Here is a 25,867-nt window from a genome sequence, read left to right as displayed (position 1 = left end):
CACTTCCGGCCGCCGCGCGCGGCCCCCTGCCGCCACCCCGCGGCGTCCGCATGCTGGAACGGAGTATCCGGTTCCCGAGAACCGCTCCATCATGTAACCTGCACGAAATTTTGCACTCAAGCGCACGTCACACGTGCGCTTCCCGCAGAGGGCCAACGTCGTCCCTCGGCACTTCGCACATGCCAGATGACGACGACGGGAGAGCCGATGCGTACGCCGCGCCAGCCGTCCCAGCACTCCGAGAACGGCCAGAACTGGTCGTTCATGGATGCTCGCCCTGCTGCGCAGGGTATGTACGACCCCCGCAACGAGCACGACGCCTGCGGCGTCGGCTTCGTGGCCACCCTCACCGGTGAGGCTAGCCACACGCTGGTCGAGCAGGCGCTGACCGTTCTGCGCAACCTCGAACACCGCGGCGCCACCGGCTCCGAGCCGGACTCCGGCGACGGCGCGGGCATCCTCACTCAGGTCCCCGACGCGTTCTTCCGTGAGGTGGCCGGATTCGAGCTGCCCGAGGCCGGTTCCTACGCCGTCGGCATCGCCTTCCTTCCGGAGGAGAACACCGCCGAGGTCGTCTCACAGATCGAGACGATCGCCGGCGAGGAGGGCCTCACGGTCCTCGGCTGGCGCGAGGTCCCCGTCGCACCCGAACTGCTCGGCGCCACCGCCCGTTCGACGATGCCCGCCTTCCGGGAGATCTTCGTCACCGACGGTGCCAGCGAGGGCATCGCCCTCGACCGCAAGGCGTTCGTGCTGCGCAAGCGCGCCGAGCGCGAGGCCGGCGTGTACTTCCCGTCGCTCTCCGCCCGCACCATCGTCCACAAGGGCATGCTGACCACCGGCCAGCTGGAGCCCTTCTTCCCGGACCTGTCCGACCGCCGCTTCGCCTCGGCCGTCGCCCTCGTCCACTCGCGCTTCTCCACGAACACCTTCCCGTCGTGGCCGCTCGCGCACCCCTACCGCTTCGTCGCGCACAACGGTGAGATCAACACCGTCAAGGGCAACCGCAACTGGATGCGCGCCCGCGAGTCGCAGCTGGTCTCCGACCTCTTCGGCGCCGACGACAAGGGCCTGGAGCGCGTCTTCCCGGTCTGCACCCCGGACGCCTCCGACTCCGCCTCCTTCGACGAGGTCCTGGAGCTGCTCCACCTCGGCGGCCGCTCCCTGCCGCACTCCGTGCTGATGATGATCCCGGAGGCGTGGGAGAACCACGACTCCATGGACCCGGCCCGGCGCGCCTTCTACGCGTACCACTCCACGATGATGGAGCCCTGGGACGGCCCGGCCTGCGTCACCTTCACCGACGGCACCCAGGTCGGCGCCGTGCTCGACCGCAACGGTCTGCGCCCCGGCCGCTACTGGGTCACCGACGACGGCCTCGTCGTCCTCGGCTCCGAGGTCGGCGTCCTGGACATCGACCCGGCGAAGGTCGTCCGCAAGGGCCGCCTCCAGCCCGGCAAGATGTTCCTCGTCGACACCGCCGAGCACCGCATCATCGAGGACGACGAGATCAAGGCGCGGCTCGCCGCCGAGAAGCCCTACGCCGAGTGGCTGGAGGCCGGCGAGATCGAGCTGGGCGACCTGCCCGAGCGCGAGCACATCGTGCACACCCACGCCTCGGTCACCCGCCGCCAGCAGACCTTCGGCTACACCGAGGAGGAGCTGCGCGTCATCCTGGCGCCGATGGCGAAGTCCGGCGCCGAGCCGATCGGCTCGATGGGCACCGACTCGCCGATCGCCGCGCTCAGCGAGCGCCCGCGGCTGCTCTTCGACTACTTCACCCAGCTGTTCGCGCAGGTCACCAACCCGCCGCTGGACGCGATCCGCGAGGAACTGGTCACCTCCCTGCGCTCGTCGCTCGGCCCCGAGGGCAACCTCCTGGAGCCGACGGCCGCCTCCTGTCGCAGCGTCACCCTGCCGTTCCCGGTGATCGACAACGACGAGCTGGCCAAGCTCATCCACATCAACGCCGACGGCGACATGCCGGGCTTCAAGGCCGCGACGCTCTCCGGCCTGTACCGGGTCTCCGGCGGCGGTGACGCCCTCGCCGCGCGGATCGAGGAGATCTGCGCCGAGGCCGACGCGGCCATCGAGAACGGCGCCCGGCTGATCGTCCTGTCGGACCGCCACTCGGACGCCGAGCACGCGCCGATCCCGTCGCTGCTGCTCACCTCGGCCGTCCACCACCACCTCATCCGCACCAAGCAGCGCACCGAGGTGGGCCTGCTGGTCGAGGCCGGTGACGTCCGCGAGGTCCACCACGTCGCCCTGCTGATCGGCTTCGGCGCCGCCGCCGTCAACCCGTACCTGGCGATGGAGTCCGTCGAGGACCTCGTCCGCGCGGGCACGTTCCTCTCCGACATCGAGCCCGAGAAGGCCATCCGCAACCTGATCTACGCCCTGGGCAAGGGTGTTCTGAAGGTCATGTCGAAGATGGGCATCTCGACCGTCGCCTCCTACCGCGGCGCCCAGGTCTTCGAGGCCGTCGGTCTCGACGACGCCTTCGTGGAGAAGTACTTCAACGGCACCGCCACCAAGATCGGCGGCGTCGGCATCGACGTCATCGCCAAGGAGGTCGCCGCCCGGCACGCCAAGGCGTACCCGGCGTCCGGCATCGCGCCGGCCCACCGCGCCCTGGAGATCGGCGGCGAGTACCAGTGGCGCCGCGAGGGCGAGCCGCACCTGTTCGACCCGGAGACGGTCTTCCGCCTCCAGCACTCCACGCGCTCCGGCCGCTACGACATCTTCAAGAAGTACACGGACCGGGTGAACGAGCAGTCCGAGCGCCTGATGACGCTGCGCGGCCTGTTCGGCTTCCAGTCGGACCGTCAGCCGATCCCCGTCGACGAGGTCGAGCCGGTCTCCGAGATCGTCAAGCGCTTCTCCACCGGCGCCATGTCCTACGGCTCCATCTCGCGCGAGGCGCACGAGACCCTCGCCATCGCCATGAACCAGCTGGGCGGCAAGTCCAACACCGGTGAGGGCGGCGAGGACCCGGACCGCCTCTACGACCCGGCGCGCCGCTCCGCCATCAAGCAGGTCGCCTCCGGCCGCTTCGGTGTGACCAGCGAGTACCTGGTCAACGCGGACGACATCCAGATCAAGATGGCCCAGGGCGCCAAGCCCGGCGAGGGCGGCCAGCTGCCCGGCCACAAGGTCTACCCGTGGGTCGCCAAGACGCGTCACTCGACGCCGGGCGTGGGCCTGATCTCCCCGCCGCCGCACCACGACATCTACTCGATCGAGGACCTGGCCCAGCTGATCCACGACCTCAAGAACGCGAACCCGCGGGCGCGGATCCACGTCAAGCTGGTCTCCGAGGTCGGCGTCGGCACCGTCGCGGCGGGCGTGTCCAAGGCGCACGCGGACGTGGTCCTGATCTCCGGCCACGACGGCGGCACGGGCGCCTCCCCGCTCACCTCGCTGAAGCACGCGGGCGGCCCCTGGGAGCTCGGCCTCGCCGAGACCCAGCAGACCCTGCTGCTCAACGGTCTGCGCGACCGGATCGTGGTGCAGACGGACGGCCAGCTGAAGACCGGCCGTGACGTGATCATCGCCGCGCTGCTCGGCGCCGAGGAGTTCGGTTTCGCGACCGCGCCGCTCGTCGTCTCCGGCTGCGTCATGATGCGCGTCTGCCACCTGGACACCTGCCCGGTCGGCATCGCCACCCAGAACCCGGTGCTGCGCGACCGGTTCTCCGGCAAGGCCGAGTACGTGGTGAACTTCTTCCAGTTCATCGCGCAGGAGGTCCGCGAGCTGCTGGCCGAGCTGGGCTTCCGCTCCATCGAGGAGGCCGTCGGCCACGCCGAGGTCCTCGACGTCAAGCGCGCGGTGAGCCACTGGAAGGCGCAGGGCCTGGACCTGGAGCCGCTGTTCCACGTGCCGGCGCTGCCCGACGGCGCCGTCCGCCACCAGGTGATCGCCCAGGACCATGGCCTGGAGAAGGCGCTCGACAACGAGCTGATCAAGCTCGCCGCCGACGCGCTGGCCGCCGACTCGGTCAACGACGCCCAGCCGGTGCGCGCGCAGGTCGCCATCCGCAACATCAACCGCACGGTCGGCACCATGCTCGGCCACGAGGTGACGAAGAAGTTCGGTGGCGCGGGCCTGCCCGACGACACCATCGACATCACCTTCACGGGCTCCGCCGGCCAGTCCTTCGGCGCCTTCCTGCCGCGCGGCATCACGCTGCGCCTGGAGGGCGACGCCAACGACTACGTCGGCAAGGGCCTCTCCGGCGGCCGGGTGATCGTCCGCCCGGACCGGGGCGCCGACCACCTGGCCGAGTACTCGACGATCGCGGGCAACACCATCGCGTACGGCGCGACCGGCGGCGAGCTCTTCCTGCGCGGCCGCACCGGCGAGCGGTTCTGCGTGCGCAACTCCGGCGCGCTGGTGGTCTCCGAGGGCGTGGGCGACCACGGCTGCGAGTACATGACCGGCGGCCACGCGGTGGTGCTCGGCGAGACGGGCCGTAACTTCGCGGCCGGCATGTCCGGCGGTATCGCGTACGTGATCGACCTGAACCGCGACAACGTCAACGCCGGCAACGTCGGCGCGATCGAGGCGCTGGACGACACCGACAAGCAGTGGCTGCACGACGTGGTGCGCCGCCACGCCGAGGAGACCGGCTCCACGGTCGCCGAGAAGCTGCTCGCGGACTGGGACGCGTCCGTGGAGCGCTTCAGCAAGATCATCCCCAGCACGTACAAGGCAGTGCTCGCCGCCAAGGACGCCGCCGAGCAGGCGGGACTCTCCGAGTCCGAGATCACCGAGAAGATGATGGAGGCGGCGATCAATGGCTGACCCGAAGGGCTTCCTGAACCACGGCCGTGAGGTCGCCAAGTCCCGCCCCGTCGAGGAGCGTCTGAAGGACTGGAACGAGGTCTACGTCCCCGGCTCGCTGCTGCCGATCATCAGCAAGCAGGCCGGCCGGTGCATGGACTGCGGCATCCCGTTCTGCCACAACGGCTGTCCGCTCGGGAACCTCATCCCCGAGTGGAACGACTACGCCTACCGCGAGGACTGGTCGGCCGCGCAGGAGCGCCTGCACGCCACCAACAACTTCCCGGAGTTCACCGGCCGCCTCTGCCCGGCGCCCTGTGAGTCGGCGTGCGTGCTCGGCATCAACCAGCCGGCCGTGACCATCAAGAACGTCGAGGTCTCGATCATCGACAAGGCGTGGGAGGCCGGCACGGTCGCCCCGCAGGCGCCCGAGCGCCTGTCCGGCAAGACGGTCGCGGTCATCGGCTCGGGCCCGGCGGGCCTGGCCGCCGCCCAGCAGCTCACCCGGGCGGGCCACACCGTCGCCGTCTACGAGCGCGCCGACCGCATCGGCGGCCTGCTCCGCTACGGCATCCCCGAGTTCAAGATGGAGAAGCGGCACATCAACCGCCGTATCGAGCAGATGCGCGCGGAGGGCACCCGCTTCCGTACCGGGATCGAGATCGGCCGCGACATCAAGGCGAACGACCTCAAGAAGCGCTACGACGCCGTGGTGATCGCCGCCGGTGCCACCACCGCGCGCGACCTCCCGGTGCCCGGCCGCGAACTCAAGGGCGTCTACCAGGCGATGGAGTACCTGCCGCTGGCCAACAAGGTCCAGGAGGGCGACTACGTCACCTCCCCGATCTCGGCCGAGGGCAAGCACGTCGTCGTGATCGGCGGCGGCGACACGGGCGCGGACTGCGTGGGCACCGCCCACCGCCAGGGCGCGGCCTCCGTGACGCAGCTGGAGATCATGCCCCGCCCGAACGACGAGCGGAACACGGTCACCCAGCCCTGGCCGACCTTCCCGATGCTCTACAAGGTGACGAGCGCCCACGAGGAGGGCGGCGAGCGGGTCTACTCCGTCTCGACGACCCACTTCGAGGGCGACGAGGACGGCAACGTCCAGTGGCTGCACCTCACCGAGGTCGAGTTCGTCGACGGCAAGCTGACCCCGAAGCCGGGCACGGAGCGCAAGATCCCCGCCCAGCTGGTCACCCTCGCCATGGGCTTCACCGGCACCGACCAGCAGAACGGCCTGGTCGAGCAGTTCGGGCTGGAGCTCGACGAACGCGGTAACATCGCCCGCGACGCCGACTTCCAGACCAATGTGCCGGGTGTGTTCGTCGCCGGTGACGCCGGTCGCGGCCAGTCGCTCATCGTGTGGGCGATCGCCGAGGGCCGCTCGGCGGCTCGCGGCGCCGACCGCTTCCTCACGGGGGCGAGCGACCTGCCCGCGCCGATCCGTCCGACGGATCGTGCCCTGACGGTCTGACCCGTCCCGAAGAACGTCCCGTACAACGGCGTACGGAACACTGATGGCGCCTGCCCCACTGTCCCCGACCGGACGACCGGGCAGGCGCTGTCGCCTGTGTGGGAGGGTGAGGGCCATGATCAGTCTCAGGAAGGTGGAGGAGACCGCACCGGCGCTGGTCGGTCCCTACCGGACCGCCGGGGTGTCCCTCACCAAGCACGGGCTGACGGGGGAGCGGGCCGCCGTCTACCTGGTCGTGGACTACTCGGGGTCCATGAAGCCGTACTTCAGCGACGGCAGTGTGCAGGCGCTCGCCGACCGGGTGCTCGGACTGGCCGCGCACTTCGACGACGACGGCCGGGTGCCGGTCGTGTTCTTCTCCACCGATGTCGACGCCGTCACCGACATCGAGCTCGCCGACCACCAGGGGCGCGTGGAGCGGATCGCGGCGGGGCTCGGGCACATGGGCCGGACCAGCTACCACCTCGCGATGGACGCCGTCATCGACCACTACCTCGACAGCGGGAGCACCGCCCCCGCGCTGGTGGTCTTCCAGACCGACGGCGGCCCGATCAACCGGCTCGCCGCCGAGCGCTATGTCTGCAAGGCGGCGCGGCTCCCCCTCTTCTGGCAGTTCGTCGGCTTCGGCGACCCGCACAGCAAGCAGTTCGACTTCCTGCGCAGGCTCGACGACCTCGCCGTGCCCGGCAAGCGGGAGGTGGACAACGCCGGCTTCTTCCACGCCGGCGAGGACCCCCTGGCGGTACCGGACTCCGAGCTCTACGACCGGCTGCTCGGCGAGTTCCCGCGCTGGCTGACGGCGGCCCGCGAACGGGGGATCGTCACCTCGTAGCCGGGCCGCTCACCCGGCTGCACGCACCATTGGCCCGGCCCTGTCCGTCATGTCACCCTGAGGAGGATCCGACGGGAGGCGGGCCGATGGGCGACGGCGCACGACCGGGGAGCACGGCAAGGGAACCGGCCGGCAAGGGCGAGCGGCTGGCGGACTGGGCCGACGGGCGGCTCGGGATCTACGGGCTCGCCAAGTCCCAGATGCGCAAGGTCTTTCCGGACCACTGGTCCTTCATGCTCGGCGAGATCTGCCTCTACAGCTTCCTCGTCCTGATCCTCACCGGCGTCTATCTCACCCTCTTCTTCGAGCCCAGCGGAGCCGAGGTCGTCTACGACGGCTCGTACACCCCGCTGAACGGCATCGTCATGACCAAGGCGTACGAGTCGACGCTCGACATCAGCTTCGAGGTGCGCGGCGGGCTGCTGATCCGGCAGGTCCATCACTGGGCGGCCCTGGTCTTCGTCACCGGCATGCTGGTGCACATGATGCGGGTGTTCTTCACCGGCGCTTTCCGCAAACCCCGCGAGATCAACTGGCTGTTCGGCTGGACCCTGCTGATGCTCGGCATCCTCACCGGGCTGACCGGCTACTCGCTCCCCGACGACCTGCTCTCCGGCACCGGCATCCGCTTCGCCGACGGCGCGATCCTGTCCGTCCCGATCATCGGGACGTATCTGTCCTTCTTCCTCTTCGGCGGCGAGTTCCCGGGCCACGACATCATCTCCCGGCTCTTCCCGATCCACGTCCTGCTGCTGCCCGGGATCATGCTCGGCCTGGTGGTGGCCCATCTGATCCTGGTCTTCTACCACAAGCACACGCAGTACCCCGGGCCCGGACGCGACCAGCGGTCCGTCGTCGGCATGCCCTTCATGCCCGTCTACATGGCGAAGGCGGGCGGCTTCTTCTTCCTCGTCTTCGGCGTGCTCACGATCATGGGCGGCATCGCCAGCATCAACCCGGTGTGGGCCTTCGGGCCCTACCGCCCCGACCTGGTGACCACCGGCGCGCAGCCCGACTGGTACCTCGGCTTCTCCGAGGGGCTGATCCGGGTGATGCCCGGCTGGGAGATCAACGCCTGGGGCCACACCCTGGTACCGGGCGTCTTCATCCCCTTCGCGCTCTTCCCGCTGGTCATGCTCGCCATCGGCGTGTACCCCTTCGTCGAGGCGTGGATCACCGGCGACCGGCGCGAGCACCACATCCTCGACCGGCCGCGCAACGCGCCCGTCCGCACCGGCCTGGGCGCCGCCTGGCTCGCCCTGTACGTCGTGCTGCTGATCGGCGGCGGCAACGACATCGTCGCCACCCATCTGCATCTGTCCATCAACGTCATCACCTGGTTCGTGCGGATCGCCGTCTTCGTCCTGCCGGTGATCGTGTTCTGGCTCACCAAGCGGGTCTGCCTCGGGCTGCAGCGCCGGGACCGCGACAAGGTGCTGCACGGCCGCGAGACCGGCACGATCAAACGGCTGCCGGGGGGCGAGTTCATCGAGGTCCACGAACCCCTCCCGCAGGACAAGCTGTTCACCCTCACCCAGCACGAGCAGCATCCGCCGTACGAGGTGGGGCCGCTGGTCGACGCCCATGGCGTTCGGCGCCGGGTGAAGCGGTCCCAGCGGCTGCGGGCGCGGCTGTCGCGGGCGATGTTCGGCGCGGACAGCCAGGTGCCGAAGCCGACACCGGAGGAGTACAAACAGCTCACGCGCGGGCACTGAGGACGGTTTCCCGGCACTCGCGCGGGGTGCCCCACGCCGTGCGCAGGGCGCGGGCCTTGGTGAGCCACAGGGACAGGTCGTACTCCGCCGTGTAGCCGATCGCGCCGTGCAGCTGGAGCGCGGTGCGGGCGGTCGCGTACGCGGCCTCGCCGGCACTCGCCTTGGCGGCGGCGAGGTCGGCGGCGTCCATGGTCAGCGCGGCCCCGAGGACCAGGGGGCGGGCGAAGTCCAGGGCGATCCGGGCGTCCGCGAGGCGGTGTCTGACGGCCTGGAAGGAGCCCACGGGGACGCCGAACTGGGTGCGCTGCTTGACGTAGGAGACGGTTCTGTCGAGCAGCGCGAGGCCGACGCCGAGTGCCTGCGCGGCGGTGGCCAGGCGGGCGACGGCGAGGGCGGTCGCGGTGGGCGGGTCCGGGGTGAGGAGTTCGCCGCCGGGGGCGAGGGGGGTGAGGCGCCGGGCCGGGTCGATCGAGGTGCGGACGGGGCCGTGGCCGGGGGCGAGGTACAGGCCGCCGGGGGTGAGGGCGAGACGCAGGCCGGCCGCGTCGCCGTCCAGGGCGGGGGCGCCGGGGAGCGCGAGGGTGGCCATGGTCGCGCCGGAGGCCAGGGAGGGCAGCAGGCGTTTCGCGAGCGCGGGCTCGGTGAGCAGGGCGGCCGACGCGACCGTCTCCACCAGCGGCCCCGGCACCGCGTGCCGCCCCAGTTCCACGAAGGCGAGGGCGAGTTCGACGGGCCGGGGGCCCAGTCCCTCGTACGCCTCCGGTACCGCCAGCGCGAAGACTCCCGCAGCGGCGATACGACGCCACAGCGCCCGCCCGCCCGTGTGCTCGCCCCGGCTCCAGTCCCGTACCACCGCCGGAGTGTCCGCCGCCGTCAGCAGGGCGTCCAGCGAGGCGGCGAAGTCGCGCTGCTCGGGTTCGAGGAGGAAACGCATCAGCGGCGTCCCTTCGGCAGGCCGAGCAGGCGTTCGGCGATGATGTCGCGCTGGATCTCGTTCGTGCCCGCGTAGATCGGGCCCGCCAGGGCGAAGACCCACCCCTCGGCCCAGGCGGTGTCCGCCTCCTCGCCGTCGGTGCCCAGGAGGTCGAGGGCCGTCTCGTGCAGGGCGATGTCCAGCTCCGACCAGAAGACCTTGTTCAGGCTCGACTCCGGGCCGAGCCGGTCGCCGGCCAGGAAGCGGGACGCGGCCGCGTGGGTGAAGAGCTGGTAGGCGCGGGCCCCGATGAGGGCGTCGGCCACCCGGTCCGCCGAGTCCCGAGGCGCGCCGCGGGCCCGCCAGAGGGCGTGCAGCCGCTCGGCGCCCGCGAGGAAGCGGCCGGGGGAGCGCAGCGTCAGACCGCGCTCGCTGCCCGCCGCCGACATCGCGATGCGCCAGCCCTGGCCGGGCTCGCCGATCACGTCCTCGTCCGGCACGAACACCTCGTCCAGGAACACCTCGGCGAAGGCCGGCCGGCCGTCGAGGCGGGCGATCGGGCGGACGGTGACACCCGGGGCGCGCAGGTCGAACATCAGGTAGATCAGGCCCTGGTGGGGTCGCGGGGCGTGCGGATCACTGCGGAACAGCCCGAACGCGCGATCCGCGAAGGCCGCCCGGGACGACCACGTCTTCTGCCCGCCGATCAGCCAGCCGCCGTCCGTGCGCACCGCCGTCGAACGCAGGGACGCCAGATCGGAACCGGCCTCCGGCTCCGACCACGCCTGCGCCCACACCACCTCGCCGGTCGCCATCGGCGGCAGCACCCGCTCCCGCTGCTCCCGCGTGCCGTGCTCGAAGAGGGTCGGCGCGAGCAGGCTGATCCCGTTCTGCCCGACCCGGCCCGGCGCGCCCGACGCCCAGTACTCCTCCTCGAAGAGCAGCCAACGGACCAGACCGCAGTCCCGGCCGCCGTACTCCGCGGGCCAGTCGACGACCGACCAGCGCTCCGCCGCCAGTTCGGCCTCCCACGCGCGATGGGCCGCGAAGCCCTCCGCCGTCTCCAGGGAGGGCAGCGGGGCGGCCGGCACATGCGCCGCGAGCCAGGCCCGGGCCTCGGCACGGAAGTCCTCGTCGGCCGGAGCGTGGGTGAGGTCCACGGTCGTCACCGTCCTTCCCGTCCTTCCCTAACAAGTGTTTGGTAGGTTAGCGTGGGCCCATGACAGGAGTCGAGAGCCCGGCCCCCGTGCCCGGGCACGGGCTGCTGAAGGGGCGTACCGCCGTCATCACCGCGGCGGCCGGAGCCGGGATCGGCGGGGCGACCGCCCGCCGCTTCCTGGAGGAGGGCGCGCGCGTGCTGATCAGCGACGCGCACACCCGCCGGCTCAAGGAGCACGCGGCCGGGCTGAGCCGGGACTTCCCCGGAGCCGTCGCGGCCGTCCCCTGCGACGTCACCGACGAGTCCCAGGTGCGGGCCCTCTTCGACACCGCCGTCGAGGAACACGGCCGGCTGGACGTCGTCGTCAACAACGCGGGCCTGGGCGGCACCTCACCCCTCGTCGACATGACGGACGAGCAGTGGTCCCGGGTGCTGGACGTGACGCTGAACGGCACCTTCCGCTGCACCCGCGCCGCCCTGCGCGCCATGCGGGACAGCGGGAGCGGGGTGATCGTCAACAACGCCTCCGTCGTCGGCTGGCGTGCCCAGGCGGGCCAGGCGCACTACGCCGCCGCGAAGGCGGGCGTGATGGCGCTGACCCGGTGCGCGGCGATCGAGGCCGCCGCCTACGGGGTGCGGGTCAACGCGGTGGCGCCCAGCCTCGCGATGCATCCGCACCTGGTGAAGGTGACCTCCGCGGAACTGCTGGAGGAGCTGACCGCGCGGGAGGCCTTCGGGCGGTACGCCGAGCCGTGGGAGGTGGCCAACGTGATCGTGTTCCTGGCGTCGGGCTACTCGTCGTATCTGACGGGAGAGGTCGTCTCCGTCAGCAGCCAGCACCCCTAGGACAATGAACAGCGTGCCGACCAAGAAGAAGCCCCAGGTGACCACCGCCGCACCCGCCCGGCGCCGGGAACTCCTCGACACCGCCGCCGAGGTCTTCGCCGAGCAGGGCTACAACGCGACCACCGTCCGCAGGATCGCCGACATCGCGGGCATGCTCGCGGGCAGCCTCTACTACCACTTCGACTCCAAGGAATCGATGCTGGAGGAGATCCTGCGCACCTTCCTCGACGAGCTGTGGGACGGCTACGACACCGTCCTCGCCGCCGGTCTCGGACCCCGCGAGACCCTGGAAGCCCTGGTCACCGAGTCGTTCCGGGAGATCGACCGGCACCGCGCCGCCGTCGCGATCTACCAGAAGGAGAGCAAGCAGCTGGTCGCGCAGGAGCGCTTCGCGTTCCTCGCCGAGTCACAGCGCAGATTCGAGGAGGCGTGGCTGTCCACGCTGGAACGCGGCGTCGCCGAACACGCCTTCCGCGCCGACCTCGACGTCCGCCTCACCTACCGGTTCGTGCGGGACACGGTGTGGGTCGCCGCGTCCTGGTACCGGCCCGGCGGACAGCACAGCCCCGAGGAGATCGCCCGGCAGTACCTGTCGATGGTGCTGGACGGGATCGCCGTACGCGAATAACCCTTCATGTCAGGGGAGTTGCCATGGCCGAGGCCTATATCGTCGAAGCGGTCCGCACGCCCGTCGGGCGGCGCGGGGGAGGGCTCAGCGGCGTCCATCCGGCCGACCTGGGCGCGCATGTCCTCAAGGAGTTGATGGCCCGCTCCGTCGTCGATCCGGCCGCCGTCGAGGACGTCGTCCTCGGCTGCCTGGACACCGTCGGCCCGCAGGCCGGGGACATCGCGCGGACCTGCTGGCTGGCGGCCGGCTTGCCCGAGGAGGTGCCGGGCGTGACCGTCGACCGGCAGTGCGGATCCTCCCAGCAGGCCGTGCACTTCGCGGCGCAGGGCGTCCTCTCCGGCACCCAGGACCTGGTGGTCGCGGGCGGCGTGCAGAACATGTCGCAGATCCCGATCGCCTTCGCGACCCGGCAGGCCGCCGAGCCGCTGGGCTTCACCCAGGGCCCCTTCGCGGGCAGCGAGGGCTGGCGCGCACGCTACGGCGACCGGCCCGTGAACCAGTTCGTCGGCGCCGAGATGATCGCCGCGAAATGGGGCATCGGCCGCCGCGACCAGGAGAGGTTCGCCCTGCGCTCCCACGAGCGGGCGGTCCGCGCCCTCGACGAGGGCCGCTTCGCGCGGGAGACCGTGCCCTACGGCGAGGTGACCGCCGACGAGGGGCCCCGGCGGGACACCTCCCTGGAGAAGATGGCCGCGCTGAAGCCCGTCGTCGACGGCGGCACCGTCACCGCCGCCTGCTCCTCCCAGGTCTCCGACGGCGCCGCCGCGATGCTGCTGGCGTCGGAGCGCGCGGTACGCGAGCACGGGCTCACGCCCCGGGCCCGGGTGCACCATCTGTCGGTGCGCGGCGAGGACCCGATCCGGATGCTCACCGCCCCGATACCGGCCACCGCGCACGCCCTGAAGAAGACCGGGATGACCATCGACGACATCGACCTCGTCGAGATCAACGAGGCGTTCGCGCCGGTCGTCCTCGCCTGGCTCAAGGAGACCGGCGCCGACCCCGGGAAGGTCAACGTCAACGGCGGCGCGATCGCGCTCGGGCATCCGCTGGGCGCGACGGGCGTCAGGCTGATGACGACCCTGCTGCACGAACTGGAGCGCAGCGGCGGCCGGTTCGGCCTACAGACGATGTGCGAGGGCGGCGGACAGGCCAACGTGACGATCATCGAGCGGCTGTGAGCCCCGCGATCACCCGGAGGCCGTGAGCCCCGCGCTCAGCGCTGGGCCGCGAGTCTCGTCCGGACCGCGTCCGCCTCCTTCATGATCCGCTCCACCAGCTCCGCGCACGACGGCAGGTCGTCGATCACCCCGGCGACCTGCCCGGACGCCATCACCCCCAGGTCCGTACGGCCGTCCACCATCGCCGAGCGCAGCAGCATCGGGGTGTTGGCGGCGAGCAGGACCTGACTCCAGGTGAGGTCCTTGCCGTGCTTCAGGGCGAGCCCCTCACGGACCATCTGCCGCCAGGTCAGCCCGGACAGCCCCCGGAACCCCGACGCCCTGCGCACCGCCCGCCACAGGGCTCTCGCCCGGCCGGAGTTCTCCAGGGACTCCACGAGCTCCGTGCGCAGCATTCGGTGCGGCAGGCCGTCCACGGCCGTGGTCACCGTGACGTCCCGGACCGTCGCCGCCAGATACCGCGCCTTCACCGCGTCCGGCACCGTCGAGTCCGAGGTGAGCAGGAAGCGGGTGCCCATCGCGACGCCCGCCGCCCCGTAGGACAACGCCGCCATCAGGCCCCGGCCGTCGAAGAAGCCGCCCGCCGCCACGACCGGCAGGTCCACCGCGTCCACCACTTGGGGCAGCAGCACCGTCGTCGCCACCTCGCCCGTGTGCCCGCCGCCCTCGCCGCCCTGCACGATCACCGCGTCCGCGCCCCAGGCGGCGACCTTCTCGGCGTGCCGACGGGCGCCCACGGAGGGCATGACCACCACGCCGGCCTCCTTGAGCTCGGCGATCAGCGCGGCGGAGGGCGCCAGGGCGAACGACGCGACCCGCACCCCCTCCTCGATCATCAGCCGCACCCGGTCGCCGGCGTCCGCCGCGTCGGCCCGCAGATTCACCCCGAACGGCGCCTCGGTGCGGGCCTTGACCTCGCGTATCGCCGTACGCAACTGGTCGAGCGTCAGCGTCGCGGACGCGAGGATGCCCAGCGCGCCCGCGTTCGCCGTCGCCGAGACCAGGCGGGGGCCCGACACCCAGCCCATCCCCGTCTGCACGATCGGGTGACGGACCCCGACGAGTGCCGTCAGCGCGGTCTCCATCACGCACCGACCTCTCCGGAGCGGGTGCCCGCCGGGTCGATCACCTCGCGGATGAGCCGCAGCTCCTCGGCCGTGGGCGCACGCGTCGGCGGGACGTCGTCTGGGACGGCCAGGGCGAAGGACGTCGCCGCTGCGACCTGCTCGACCGTGACCCCCGGGTGCAGCGAGACCAGCCGCATCGAGTGGTCGGGCGTCGCGAAGTCGAAGACACCCAGGTCGGAGACGACCCGTGGGATGCGGTGGAAGCGGGCGCCCCCCGCATGGTCGTACCCCACCCCGCACACCATGTCGACCCGCTCGACGAAGACCCGCCGCGAGTGCCTCGGTATCCAGTAACTGGTCGGATTGTTCAGGGTGTTGACCGGCGCCCCGCGCACCCCGAGCAGCTGCCGTCGCGGCCGCGCCCAGTCGCCGATGCACGAGATGTTCTGGTTGCCGAACCGGTCGATCTGGCTCGCGCCCATCATCACGTGCCGCCGTCCGCCGGTCACCAGGGTCAGATGCCGCCGGTACGGGAGCCAGCCCTCCGGGGTGCCGTCCGGGCGCACCAGCAGCGCCTCGCCGTCGGTCAGCAGCAGGTCCGGCGCGAAGGTGAGCCGGGCCAGCCGCGCCCCGATGGAGGGGATCGTGCCCATCGGGCTCGCCAGGATCTCGCCCGCCCCGCGCCACGCCTCGGCGCAGGCGATCACGCAGTACTCGGCGCGGGTGACGGTCATGACCGGGTCCCTTCGGACGATGCGGTGAAGCGCTCGGCGAACTCCGGCCAGGGCGTGGTCGCGTACTCCCGCTGCAGGGCCTCGTCCCGGCCGTAGTCCGGGGCGCAGGAGGTGAAGTACGCCCCGTTCGGCGCCTCGACGACGCCCGTCACCGTGTGCCGCTGGACCAGCAACGTCGACGGCGCCGCCTCCTTCGTCAACTCGGCCGTGTCGACGACCCGTTCGCACGAGACATACGCCGCGTCCGCCGCCTCGCAGAACAGGTCGTCGAAGTACGGGTCCGGGCCCAGACACTGTCCGTTGCCCAGCCGGTCGGCGCGGTTGAGGTGGACCAGGGCCGCGTCCAGGCGCAGGGCGGGCACGGCGACGAACGTCTCCCCGTCCTCGTACGGCGAAGTGACCGTCCGCAGGCCGGGGTTGACCCGCATCACGTCCGAGCCGAGGCCCGCGCGCACCGGCAGGAACGGCAGCCGGTTCGCGGCCGCTATCAGCCCCCACAGGAACATCGCCTCGTCGATCTCCATCAGCTCCAGCGCTCCGCTCTCCCGGGCCGCGCGGTAGTGCGGTTCGAGCGGGATCGAGTCGAGGGTGACGAACGGCGCGACCAGTCTCCGGATCCGTCCCGCGGCGGCGAGCATGCCGACGTCCGGGCCGCCGCACGACACCACCGTCAGATCGGTGACGTCGGACCTCAGCAGCGCCCCCACCAGGGCCATCGGCTTGCGGCGCGAGCCCCACCCGCCGATCCCGAGCGTCATGCCGCTGGCCAGGCGGGAGACGGCCTCGGCGGCGGTCATCGTCTTGTCGCCCACCTACGCGTCCCCCTTCCCGAACGTGTCCCGGACCCGGTCGGCGAGTCCGCTGAGGCCGGCCTCGAAGGTGAAGCCCTGCTCGAAGCGGTAGCTGCGGCGCACGTCGACGGGGTCGATGCCGTTGATCGCGGCCTTGGCCATGCGCAGCAGCCGGCCGTCCTTGGCCGCGATCTCGCGGGCCAGCCCCAGCGCGGCGGCCCGTAACCCCTCCCGGGGCACCACCCGCCACACCGAGCCGTGCGTGTGCAGCTCGGCCGCCGTCGCCGTGCGCGAGGTGTAGTACAGCGCGCGCATCAGATGCTGCGGGACCAGCCGGGCCAGATGGGTGGCCGCGCCCAGCGCTCCCCGGTCCAGCTCGGGCAGTCCGAAGACGGCGTCCTCGCTCGCCACGATCGCGTCCGCGTTGCCCACCAGGCCGATGCCGCCGCCGAGACAGAAGCCCTGCACCGCCGCCACGACCGGCACCTCGCACTCGTAGACCGCCGCGAACGCCTCCGCGCAGCCCGCGTTGGCGCCGATCAGCGCCTGTCGGCCGGCGGTCTGTATCTCCTTGATGTCCACACCCGCGTTGAACCCGCGTCCCTCGGCGGCCAGCACCACGCACCGCACCTCGGGATCGCGGCCCGCCGCGCGGACGGAGTCGGCGAGCGCGAACCAGCCGGTCACCGGCAGCGCGTTCACCGGGGGGACGTCGACCGTGACGAGCGAGATCCCCTTTTCCGGGGACGAGGTGGAGACACCCATGGGAGCATCAGCTACCTTTCCACCAAACATTTGTTAGGTATGACGCCTCGAAGCTAGCAGCCGGCGAATCCGAGCGGGAGGGCCTGTGGAAAACTCGCTGCGCGGCCGGATCGTCGTCATCACCGGGGGTACCAGGGGTGTCGGCGCGGGGATCGCCACGGCGTTCGTCGAGGCCGGTGCCGAGGTGCTGGTGTGCGCTCGGCGGCCGCCCCGAGTCCCCCTCGAAGGCGTCGAGTTCAGACCGCTCGACCTGCGTGACCCGGACGCCGTGCGCACCTTCTTCGGCGCGCTGCCCCGGCTCGACGTCCTCGTCAACAACGCGGGCGGCACCCCGTACCGGCTCCTGGCCGACGCGGACGCCGAGTGGCACGCCCGGATCGTCGAGCTCAACCTCCTCGCCCCGCTGACGGCCTCGCTCGCGGCGTACGAGCGGCTGCGGCGGGCCCGGGGATCGATCGTGATGACCGGCAGCGTGAGCGGCGGCCGCCCGTCACCGGGCTCGGCGGCCTATGGCGCGGCCAAGGCCGGCCTGGAGAACCTGGCCCGCTCCATGGCCGTGGAATGGGCGCCGGACGTCCGGGTCAACACCCTCGTCGTCGGCATGGTCCGCACCGAGCTGTCCCACCTCCACTACGGCGGCGAGGACGGCGTCGAGGCGGTCGCCCGCACGGTTCCGCTGGGGCGCCTGGCCACCCCGTCCGACGTCGGCGCGGCCGCCGTCTTCCTCGCCTCTGACGCCGCCGCCTACATCAGCGGCGCGAGCCTGCTCGTCCACGGCGGCGGGGAGCGCCCCGCCTTTTTGGACGCGGCGACCGCGAACCAGCCGGAGTGATCAGCAGGCGTGATCAGCAGGCGTGATCCATGGCCAACCGAAGTGACCAGGAGGAGCCAGATGAACAGCGGTATCTGCGACGGCCGGGTCGTCGTCGTCACCGGCGCCGGGCGGGGGCTCGGACGCGCGCACGCGCTCGCCTTCGCCGCCGAGGGCGCCCGCGTCGTCGTCAACGACCTCGGGGTCGGCCTCGACGGCACCCCGGGGCCCGACAGCCCCGCCGCGCGGGTCGTCGCGGAGATCCGGGCGGCCGGCGGCGACGCGGTGGCCCACGGCGGCGACATCGCCACCACCGCCGGCGCCGCCTCGCTGGTCACGACCGCCCTGGAGACCTACGGCCGCCTCGACACCCTCGTCAACAACGCCGGTTTCCTGCGCGACCGGATGCTGGTCAACCTCGACGAGGACGACTGGGACGCCGTCGTCCGCGTGCACCTGAAGGGGCACTTCCTGCCGTTGCGGCACGCGGCCGCGCACTGGCGCGCCGAGGCCAAGGCCGGCCGCCGCCCCGACGCCCGGGTCGTCAACACCGGCAGCGGCGCGGGGCTGCTGGGCTCGGTCGGACAGGGCAACTACAGCGCCGCGAAGGCCGGGATCGTCGGGCTGACCCTGGTCGCGGCCGCCGAACTCGCCCGCTACGGCGTCCAGGTCAACGCGATCGCCCCCGCCGCCCGCACCCGCATGACGGAACGCGCCTTCGCGCGGACCATGGCGCCACCCGAGTCCGGCTTCGACGCGATGGCCCCGGAGAACGTCTCCCCGCTCGTCGTCTGGCTCGGCTCCGCCGCGAGCGCGGGCGTCACGGGCCGCGTGTTCGAGACGGAGGGCGGCCGCATCACCGTCATGGAGGGCTGGCGCGCCGGCCCCACCGCCGACAAGGGGGCACGCTGGAGCGCGGCGGAGGCAGGGGAGACGGCCCTGAAACTGCTCGCGGCGGCGGAGAGGCCGGGGGCGGTGTACGGGGCGTAGGAGGCGCGCAGGAAACGTAGGAGGGACAAGGGGGTCCGCGCGGGAGAACCGCCGGGCACGCGCGCGCGGCCGCCGGGATGCGGCCCTAGGTGTCGCACTCCAGCACCGTCCGGCACAGCGCGCATCGGGCCCGCACCCGTCCCCGTACCGGTACCCGGATGCGCTGGTGGCAGGTCGGGCACGGGAACGTCACCCGCAGCGCGCCCGGGGTGTCCGGCGTGAAGGAGTACGAGGTGTCGGCGGACGCGACCGGGCGGTGGTCCTGGGCGTGCCGGCGGTCGCGCGCGTAGCGGCGGCGGCCCGTCCAGCCGGCCGCCGTCAGCGGGGGCTGCCGCTCGTCGCCGAGGGCCCGCTCCCTGCCCTGCCGGTACGCCTCGTACGCCTGCGGGCTGGTGAACCATGTCGAGGGGTCCTCCCCGAACACCAGCGACCGCTTCGCCAGCACATACCCGAACTCCTCGGGCGTGAGATAGCCGAGCTTCTGCGAGGACGCCCCGTCCTGCCGGAACGCGTCCAGCAGCAGCCAGCCCGCGCCCAGATACGTCGTCGCGGTGTCCGTGAGGATCTCGTTCGCGCGCGTGCCGGGGAAGGACAGGTCCAGGCGGTGCAGATACACATGCATGATCTCGTGCGCCAACGCAGCGCCGATGTCCCGGCGATGGGTGCGGAAGCGGTCGTTCAGCTCGATGAAGTACTCCGGGCCCGCCGCCAGTTCGACGTTCGCCGCCTGCTCCATCTCCCGGAAGCTCACGATCATCCGCGCGTCCGGCAGCCGGAAGTGCCGCACCAGCTCGTGCGCCACCCGCTGCGTGCCCAAGTACAGGTCGTCGACGTCGCAGAACGCCACATCGACCGGGGCCACGCTGGTGTCGAACCGGTGGATGCTGTCGTACGACAGCCGTCTGTACAGCGCCGTGATCGCGGCCCGCACCGTCTCCAGATGCGGGTACCCGTGCTGGACCGGTCCGCCGTTCGCCACGCCCGCACCCCCAAGACAGCCGTGAACCCGCATCCCACTCTACGAGGATTCCCGCCCCCGGCACCGGTGCGGGCCGGCCACCGGCAACGACTAGGGTGAACGCCCATGACCACCAGCACCAACGGCCCCACCGGCGAGGTCGACCCCGCCGTCCACGAGGAGCTCGCGCGGCTGCGCGACAGCATCGACAACATCGACGCGGCCGTCGTCCACATGCTCGCCGAGCGGTTCAAGTGCACCCAGCAGGTCGGCCACCTCAAGGCCCGTCACCAGCTGCCGCCCGCCGACCCCGCGCGCGAGGCCCGCCAGATCGCCCGGCTGCGCTCCCTCGCCGAGAACGCCAAGCTCGACCCGGCCTTCGCCGAGAAGTTCCTGAACTTCATCATCGCCGAGGTGATCCGCCACCACGAGAGCATCGCCGACGGCCACTGACGGCGCCCCGGACACCCACGGTGACCTGCCCGCGCCCCGTGGGCGCCCGGGCGCGGGGACGGACAAAGCGCGCGTACCGATCCGCCCCTGTGCCCGGCCTGGCTGATCAGGCAGCATGTCGTCCATGTCCGTACTGACGCGCGACGAAGCGCAGACCCGTGCCCAGCTGCTTGACGTCCACCGCTACACCATCGAGCTCGACCTGACCACGGGCGAGGAGACCTTCCAGTCCCGCACCCTCATCAGGTTCACGGCCCGCACGGACGCGGACACATTCGTCGAGCTCAAGCCCGCCGAGCTGCGCTCCGCCCACCTCGACGGACAGCCGCTCGACCCCGAGAGCCTCGACGGCAACCGGCTGCCCCTGAAGGGCCTCACCGCCGGCGAGCACGAGCTGCGCGTCGAGGCGAGCATGCGCTACTCCCGCACCGGCGAGGGCATGCACCGCTTCACCGACCCCACCGACGGCGAGACCTACCTCTACACCCAGCTGTTCATGGAGGACGTCCAGCGCGTCTTCGCCGCCTTCGACCAGCCCGACCTCAAGGCCGTCTTCGAGCTGTCCGTGACCGCCCCCGAGGGCTGGAGCGTCCTCGCCAACGGCATCACCGAGCACCTCGGGCAGGGCCGCTGGCGGGCCGCCGCCACCCCGCTGATCTCCACCTATCTCGTCGCCGTCGCCGCCGGCCCCTGGCACACCGTGCGCACCGAGCACGCCGGCCTGCCCTTCGGCCTCCACTGCCGCCGCTCCCTCGCCCCCTACCTCGACGCGGACGCCGATGAACTCTTCGAGATCACCCGGCAGTGCTACGACCGCTACCACGAGAAGTTCGACGAGCCCTACCCCTTCGACTCCTACGACCAGGCGTTCGTCCCCGAGTTCAACGCCGGCGCCATGGAGAACCCGGGCCTGGTCACCTTCCGTGACGAGTTCGTCTTCCGCTCCGCCGTCACCGACACCGAGCGGCAGACCCGCGCCATGGTCATCGCCCACGAGATGGCCCACATGTGGTTCGGCGACCTCGTCACCCTGCGCTGGTGGGACGACATCTGGCTCAACGAGTCCTTCGCCGAGTACATGGGCTACCAGACCCTCACCGAGGCCACCCGCTTCAGCGACACCTGGACCGACTTCGGCGTCGCCCGCAAGTCCTGGGGCTACGACGCCGACCAGCGCCCCTCCACCCACCCCGTCGCCCCCGAGGCCGTCCACGACACCGCGTCGGCGCTGCTGAACTTCGACGGCATCTCCTACGCCAAGGGCGCCTCCGCGCTGCGGCAGCTGGTGGCCTGGCTCGGCGAGAAGGACTTCCTCGCCGGCATCAACACCCACTTCGCCCGCCACCGCTTCGGCAACGCCACCCTCGCCGACTTCATCGACTCCCTCGCCTCCGCCACCGAACGCGACGTGCACGCCTGGGCCGACGCCTGGCTGCGCACCACCGGCGTCGACACCCTCACCCCGCGGATCAGCGGCGGCAACGGCTCGCACGCCCTCACCGTCGACCGGGCCGGCAGCCGCCCGCACCGCATCACCGTCGGCCTGTACGACCAGGACCTCACCGACGGCGGCCGGCTCACCCTGCGCGAGCGCGTCGAGGTCGACGTCCCGCAGAGCGCCCCGCACCCCCTCGGCACGAGGCCCGCGCTGCTCCTCCTCAACGACGGCGACCTCACCTACGCCAAGATCCGCTTCGACGCCGACTCCTTCGAGACGATCCGCACCGCACTGTCCGGCCTGCCCGACCCGCTCAGCCGCGCCGTCGCCTGGAACGCCCTGCGCGACGCCGTCCGCGACGGCGAACTCCCGCCCGCCGCCTACCTGGAGGCCGCCCGCGCCCACCTCCCGCACGAGACCGACCTCGCCCTCGTCCAGGGCGTCCTCGGCTTCGCGACCGTCCAGGTGGCGGACCGTTACGTCGCCCCCGAGGAGCGCCCGGCGGCCCTGGCCACCCTCTCCTCCCTCTGCCGCGACCTCATCCGCCGCACCGAGGACGGCGACCACCCCGGCCTGCGTCTGATCGCCGTACGGCACTTCATCGACGTCGCCGCCCACCCCGACACGATCGCCGAGTGGCTCGCCGACGGCACCGTGCCCGGCGGACCCGAACTCGACCCGGACCTGCGCTGGCGCGTCCTCGCCCGGCTCGCCGTCCTCGGCGCCACCGACGAGGCCGCGATCGCCGCCGAGCTGGAGCGCGACCCGTCCGCCACCGGCCAGGAGGGCGCCGCCCGCTGCCGCGCCGCGCTGCCCGACGCGGAGGCCAAGGCGCGCGCCTGGGACGCGATGTTCGCCGACGACGACCTGTCCAACTACCTCTTCACGGCCACCGCCCAGGGCTTCTGGCAGCCCGAACAGGCGGACCTGGTACGGCAGTACGTGCCGCGCTTCTACGACGACGCCGTCGCCGTCGCCGCCCGGCGCGGACCCGCCATCGCCGACGCGGCCGGCCGCTGGGCCTTCCCCGCGGACGCGGTCGACCCCGAGACCCTCCGCCTCGGCCAGGCCTGCCTGTCCGACGGCGACCCCATCCCGTCCCTGCGTCGCAAACTCGTCGACCAGCTCGACGACCTGGCACGGGCGTTGAAGGTCAGGGGGGCCTAGAGCTTGTCCGGCGGGGCGTGCTTCGCCAGGCCCCGCCGGAGGCTCTCGCGCCGGGCGGCCGGGTTCCGGGACTGAGTCGCCGGTCCCACTTTCGGGTTCTGCTTCCGCTCTTTTCGGGCGCGTCGGAGCATCCGGGTACAAGCTGGAAGTCCCCCTGGCCGCGCCCCGCCCCGGAGGACTCCGATGAGTACGCCACCCCTCGCCTCCGGCCCCGAAGGCCCCGACGCGCTACGGCCCTTGCTCGCCGTCGTCCTCGACGCGCTGAGCGAGGGCACGCGCGCGCGGGGCGGGCCCCTGCCGGCGGGTGGTCCCCGGCCGGTGGCGGCGCGGGTGCGGGCGGTGGTGGGGGAGGCGCTCCCGCGCACCGGTGACCCCGACGCGCTCGCCGTCCTCGTACGACTCCTGGCCGAGGGTGCCGCCGACCCCGGGGATCCCCTGTGCGCCGCCCACCTGCACTGCCCGCCCCTGGCCGTCGCCACCGCCGCCGACCTCGCCGCCTCCGCGCTGAACCCGTCCCTGGACTCCTGGGACCAGGCCCCGGCGGCCTCCGAGCTGGAGGCACTGGTCACCCGGGCCCTCGCCGACGAGGTGTACCCGGACGCATCCGTGGCGGGCGCTCCGGACGCATCTGCCGACCTGGACGCATCTGCGGCAGGCGCTCTGGACGCACCTGCGGCGGGCGCTCCGGACGCACCGGCGGCGGGCGACCCGGACGCACCCGCGGCAGGCGGCGCGCGGTATCCGTCCCGCCCGGACGCCGTCGTCACCACCGGTGGAACCGAGTCCAACCACCTCGCCCTCCTCCTCGCCCGCGAGGCCCACGGCGGCAGCGTCCGCCTCGTCTGCGGGGCCAACGCCCACCACTCCCTGCCTCGCGCCGCCTGGCTCCTCGGCCTCCCCGAACCGGTCGTCGTGCCCGCCCCCGCCGGCACCCTCGACCCCGCCGCCCTCGACGAGGCCCTCACCCGGATCCCCGGCCCCCACCTCGTCGCCGCCACCGCGGGCACCACGGACACCGGCCTCATCGACCCGCTCCCCGAGATCGCGAGCGTCTGCCGACGACACAACGCCCGTCTGCACATCGACGCGGCCTACGGCGGAGGGCTTCTGTTCAGCGACCGGCACCGCCACCGGCTCACCGGTCTGAGCGCCGCCCGCACGGTCACCCTCGATCTGCACAAACTCGGCTGGCAGCCCGTCGCCGCCGGCCTCCTCGCCGTCCGTGACCGCCACGACCTCGCCGCCCTCCACCAGCGCGCCGACTACCTCAACGCCGACGACGACACCGAGGCCGGCCTGCCCGACCTCCTGGGCCGCTCCCCGCGCACCTCCCGCCGCCCCGACATCCTCAAGATCGCCGTCACCCTCAGAACGCTGGGCCGGGACGGCATCGGCGCCCTCGTCGACCAGGTGTGCGCCCGTGCCGCCGAGTTCGCCGACCTCGTCGCCGCCCACCCCGGCTTCGAGCTCTACGAGCGGCCCACCATCAGCACGGTCCTCTTCCGCCCCGGCCACGCCACCGACGCCGCCGTGGCCGCCGTACGCCGTCGCCTGCTGACGGAGGGCCGTGCCGTGCTCGGCCGCGCCCACCTGGACGGCCGGCTCTGGCTCAAGGCCACCCTCCTCAACCCCCACACCCGGCCCGACGACCTGGCCGCCCTCCTGAAACTGGTGGAAGGAAACACCGCCACATGACCCCCGACACCCCCCGCGCGCCCCGACCACGGCACCCCCACGACCGTCACGCCCCCGACGCCCCCCGTGACCTCGTGGGCGTCGGTATCGGCCCCAGCAATCTCTCCCTCGCCGCCCTCGCCCACCCCCTCGCCGAGCTCGACGCCGTCTTCTACGAACAGCATCCCCGCTTCGACTGGCACCCCGGCCTGCTCATCGACGGAGCCCGGGTCCAGGTCCCCTTCCTCGCCGACCTGGTGACCCTCGCCGACCCCGCCAGCCCCTGGACCTTCCTCAACTACCTCAAGAGCCACGACCGTCTCTTCCCCTTCTACTTCGCCGAGCGCTTCCACATCCGGCGCGCCGAGTACGACGCCTACTGCCGTTGGGTCGCCGACCAGCTCCCCGGCCTGCACTTCCGCCACCAGGTCGACGCCGTCCGCTGGAACCCCGAACGCGACGTCTTCGAGGTCGACTTCACCCAGCTCGACGCCGACGGCGAGGCCGAGGCCCTCGGCCGCACGTACACCAGGAACGTCGTCCTCGGCATCGGCACCGAGCCGTACGTCCCCGACCCGCTGCGCCCGCTCGTCGACGCCCCCGGCGTCCCCGTCGTGCACGCCGCCGACTACCTCGCCCACCGCGACGCCTTCCTCGCCGCGGGCCACATCACCGTCGTCGGCTCGGGACAGACCGGCGCCGAGATCTTCCTCGACCTGCTGCGCCACCGCCCGACCGGCCGGGAGCGGCTGCACTGGATCGGCCGCACCGAGGCGTTCGCCCCCATGGAGTACTCCAAGCTCGGTCTGGAGCACTTCACCCCCGACTACACCCGCTACTTCCATGCCCTGCCCGAGGGCGTGCGCGACAAGCTCCTCACCGCCCAATGGCAGCTCCACAAGGGCATCGACGCCGGCACCCTCGCCGCCGTCCACGACGAGCTCTACCGCCGCAGCCTGGACGGCGGCTGGCCCGACGCCGTCCTCACCCCCGGCGTCCGCGTCCGCACGGCGGGCCGGATCGCCACCACCAAGGTCGAACTCCATCTGGAGCACGTCCAGCAGAACACCCGCACCCGTCTCACCACCGATGCCGTGATCCTCGCCACCGGCTACCGGGAACGCCCCCTCGACCGCGTCCTCGCCGGCCTCGACCCGTACCTGCGCCGCGACAGCGCCGGACGTCCGCGCGTCGACGAGGACTTCCGGCTCGTCACCGACCCCTCCGTGACCGGCTCGGTGTTCGTCCAGAACGCCGAACGCCACACCCACGGCGTCGGCGCCCCCGACCTGGGCCTCGCCGCCTGGCGCAGCGCCACCGTCCTCAACACCCTGACCGGCAAGGAGACCTACCCCCTGCCGACCCGCACCGCGTTCACCACCTTCGGCCTCGAACCCGAACACCGCGTCCCCCAGGCCCGCCAGGCCCCGCCCGTCCTGACCCCCCTCGTCGACAGGCCCTAGCAACGCCAAGGGCGCCGGCG

At 72.2% G+C, this 25,867-nt stretch carries 20 protein-coding genes; 13 read left to right on the top strand and 7 right to left on the bottom strand.

The window, feature by feature from the left end; all coding sequences use genetic code 11:
- The first annotated feature begins 207 nt into the window (after nt 1-207).
- The 4 genes from gltB (at nt 208) to qcrB (ending at nt 8,809) form a co-directional block, all read left to right on the top strand.
- Nucleotides 208-4,806 carry a glutamate synthase large subunit gene (gene gltB, locus ACZ5NW_RS09945; RefSeq protein ID WP_468743294.1) on the top strand — a complete coding sequence of 1,533 codons (4,599 nt, stop codon included), beginning with the start codon at nt 208-210 and terminating at the stop codon, nt 4,804-4,806.
- The gene (locus ACZ5NW_RS09940) at nt 4,799-6,262 is read left to right on the top strand and encodes a glutamate synthase subunit beta (RefSeq protein ID WP_468743293.1); all 1,464 of its coding nucleotides are present in this window, start codon (nt 4,799-4,801) and stop codon (nt 6,260-6,262) included. Before gltB ends, ACZ5NW_RS09940 begins: the two co-directional genes overlap by 8 nt.
- A 115-nt stretch (nt 6,263-6,377) precedes the next feature.
- Nucleotides 6,378-7,094 (top strand): vWA domain-containing protein, encoded by a 717-nt coding sequence (locus tag ACZ5NW_RS09935; RefSeq protein WP_468743292.1) that lies wholly within the window; start codon nt 6,378-6,380, stop codon nt 7,092-7,094.
- An 86-nt stretch (nt 7,095-7,180) separates the two neighbouring features.
- The gene (qcrB, locus tag ACZ5NW_RS09930; protein WP_468743291.1) at nt 7,181-8,809 is read left to right on the top strand and encodes a cytochrome bc1 complex cytochrome b subunit; all 1,629 of its coding nucleotides are present in this window, start codon (nt 7,181-7,183) and stop codon (nt 8,807-8,809) included.
- On the opposite strand, the gene ACZ5NW_RS09925 is transcribed toward qcrB, so the two are convergent.
- Both ACZ5NW_RS09925 and ACZ5NW_RS09920 read right to left on the bottom strand, forming a co-directional pair.
- Nucleotides 8,793-9,743 carry an acyl-CoA dehydrogenase family protein gene (locus ACZ5NW_RS09925; RefSeq protein WP_468743290.1) on the bottom strand — a complete coding sequence of 317 codons (951 nt, stop codon included), beginning with the start codon at nt 9,741-9,743 and terminating at the stop codon, nt 8,793-8,795. The genes qcrB and ACZ5NW_RS09925 overlap by 17 nt on opposite strands.
- Nucleotides 9,743-10,882, bottom strand: a complete 1,140-nt coding sequence (locus tag ACZ5NW_RS09920; protein ID WP_468743861.1) for an acyl-CoA dehydrogenase family protein — start codon at nt 10,880-10,882, stop codon at nt 9,743-9,745. Before ACZ5NW_RS09920 ends, ACZ5NW_RS09925 begins: the two co-directional genes overlap by 1 nt.
- 59 nt (nt 10,883-10,941) lie before the next feature.
- Here ACZ5NW_RS09920 and ACZ5NW_RS09915 point away from each other — a divergent pair, with 59 nt between their 5' ends.
- Genes ACZ5NW_RS09915 through ACZ5NW_RS09905 form a run of 3 tightly spaced genes read left to right on the top strand, consistent with a single transcriptional unit; the run spans nt 10,942 to nt 13,536 of the window.
- Nucleotides 10,942-11,727, top strand: a complete 786-nt coding sequence (locus ACZ5NW_RS09915; protein WP_468743289.1) for an SDR family oxidoreductase — start codon at nt 10,942-10,944, stop codon at nt 11,725-11,727.
- A gap of 13 nt (nt 11,728-11,740) precedes the next feature.
- Entirely contained in the window at nt 11,741-12,355 is a 615-nt protein-coding gene (locus tag ACZ5NW_RS09910; protein ID WP_468743288.1) for a TetR/AcrR family transcriptional regulator, read from the top strand.
- Nucleotides 12,356-12,378: 23 nt separating this feature from the next.
- Nucleotides 12,379-13,536, top strand: coding sequence for an acetyl-CoA C-acetyltransferase (locus ACZ5NW_RS09905; RefSeq protein WP_468743287.1), 1,158 nt, complete (start codon nt 12,379-12,381; stop codon nt 13,534-13,536).
- A gap of 35 nt (nt 13,537-13,571) precedes the next feature.
- Here ACZ5NW_RS09905 and ACZ5NW_RS09900 read toward each other — a convergent pair whose 3' ends face one another.
- The 4 genes from ACZ5NW_RS09900 to ACZ5NW_RS09885 are packed head-to-tail and all read right to left on the bottom strand — an operon-like array spanning nt 13,572 to nt 16,893.
- Nucleotides 13,572-14,621, bottom strand: a complete 1,050-nt coding sequence (locus ACZ5NW_RS09900; protein WP_468743286.1) for an NAD(P)H-dependent flavin oxidoreductase — start codon at nt 14,619-14,621, stop codon at nt 13,572-13,574.
- Nucleotides 14,621-15,337, bottom strand: coding sequence for a CoA-transferase subunit beta (locus tag ACZ5NW_RS09895; RefSeq protein ID WP_468743285.1), 717 nt, complete (start codon nt 15,335-15,337; stop codon nt 14,621-14,623). Before ACZ5NW_RS09895 ends, ACZ5NW_RS09900 begins: the two co-directional genes overlap by 1 nt.
- Nucleotides 15,334-16,149 (bottom strand): CoA transferase subunit A, encoded by an 816-nt coding sequence (locus ACZ5NW_RS09890; protein ID WP_468743284.1) that lies wholly within the window; start codon nt 16,147-16,149, stop codon nt 15,334-15,336. Before ACZ5NW_RS09890 ends, ACZ5NW_RS09895 begins: the two co-directional genes overlap by 4 nt.
- On the bottom strand, nt 16,150-16,893 hold the full coding sequence (locus ACZ5NW_RS09885) for an enoyl-CoA hydratase family protein (RefSeq protein ID WP_468743283.1): 744 nt from the start codon (nt 16,891-16,893) through the stop codon (nt 16,150-16,152). It lies immediately after the preceding gene.
- Nucleotides 16,894-16,978: 85 nt separating this feature from the next.
- Between ACZ5NW_RS09885 and ACZ5NW_RS09880 the strand changes: the two genes are divergently transcribed.
- Together ACZ5NW_RS09880 and ACZ5NW_RS09875 are read left to right on the top strand one after the other, a co-directional pair.
- Nucleotides 16,979-17,725, top strand: a complete 747-nt coding sequence (locus tag ACZ5NW_RS09880; RefSeq protein ID WP_468743282.1) for an SDR family oxidoreductase — start codon at nt 16,979-16,981, stop codon at nt 17,723-17,725.
- 60 nt (nt 17,726-17,785) lie between these two features.
- Nucleotides 17,786-18,694 (top strand): SDR family oxidoreductase, encoded by a 909-nt coding sequence (locus tag ACZ5NW_RS09875; protein WP_468743281.1) that lies wholly within the window; start codon nt 17,786-17,788, stop codon nt 18,692-18,694.
- An 85-nt stretch (nt 18,695-18,779) separates the two neighbouring features.
- Here ACZ5NW_RS09875 and ACZ5NW_RS09870 read toward each other — a convergent pair whose 3' ends face one another.
- Nucleotides 18,780-19,673 carry a hypothetical protein gene (locus tag ACZ5NW_RS09870; protein WP_468743280.1) on the bottom strand — a complete coding sequence of 298 codons (894 nt, stop codon included), beginning with the start codon at nt 19,671-19,673 and terminating at the stop codon, nt 18,780-18,782.
- Nucleotides 19,674-19,778: 105 nt separating this feature from the next.
- Between ACZ5NW_RS09870 and ACZ5NW_RS09865 the strand changes: the two genes are divergently transcribed.
- From ACZ5NW_RS09865 to ACZ5NW_RS09850, 4 genes are all read left to right on the top strand, one after another.
- Nucleotides 19,779-20,105, top strand: coding sequence for a chorismate mutase (locus ACZ5NW_RS09865; protein ID WP_468743279.1), 327 nt, complete (start codon nt 19,779-19,781; stop codon nt 20,103-20,105).
- 124 nt (nt 20,106-20,229) lie between these two features.
- Nucleotides 20,230-22,710 (top strand): aminopeptidase N, encoded by a 2,481-nt coding sequence (gene pepN, locus ACZ5NW_RS09860; RefSeq protein ID WP_468743278.1) that lies wholly within the window; start codon nt 20,230-20,232, stop codon nt 22,708-22,710.
- Nucleotides 22,711-22,893: 183 nt separating this feature from the next.
- Nucleotides 22,894-24,405 carry a pyridoxal phosphate-dependent decarboxylase family protein gene (locus tag ACZ5NW_RS09855; protein WP_468743277.1) on the top strand — a complete coding sequence of 504 codons (1,512 nt, stop codon included), beginning with the start codon at nt 22,894-22,896 and terminating at the stop codon, nt 24,403-24,405.
- Entirely contained in the window at nt 24,402-25,847 is a 1,446-nt protein-coding gene (locus ACZ5NW_RS09850) for a lysine N(6)-hydroxylase/L-ornithine N(5)-oxygenase family protein (protein WP_468743276.1), read from the top strand. Before ACZ5NW_RS09855 ends, ACZ5NW_RS09850 begins: the two co-directional genes overlap by 4 nt.
- Nucleotides 25,848-25,867 lie beyond the last annotated feature (20 nt).

Source organism: Streptomyces sp. NPDC032126 (assembly GCF_055580085.1).
Note: the sequence above shows the minus strand (reverse complement) of the source record. Positions and strands in the feature narration are given on the sequence as shown.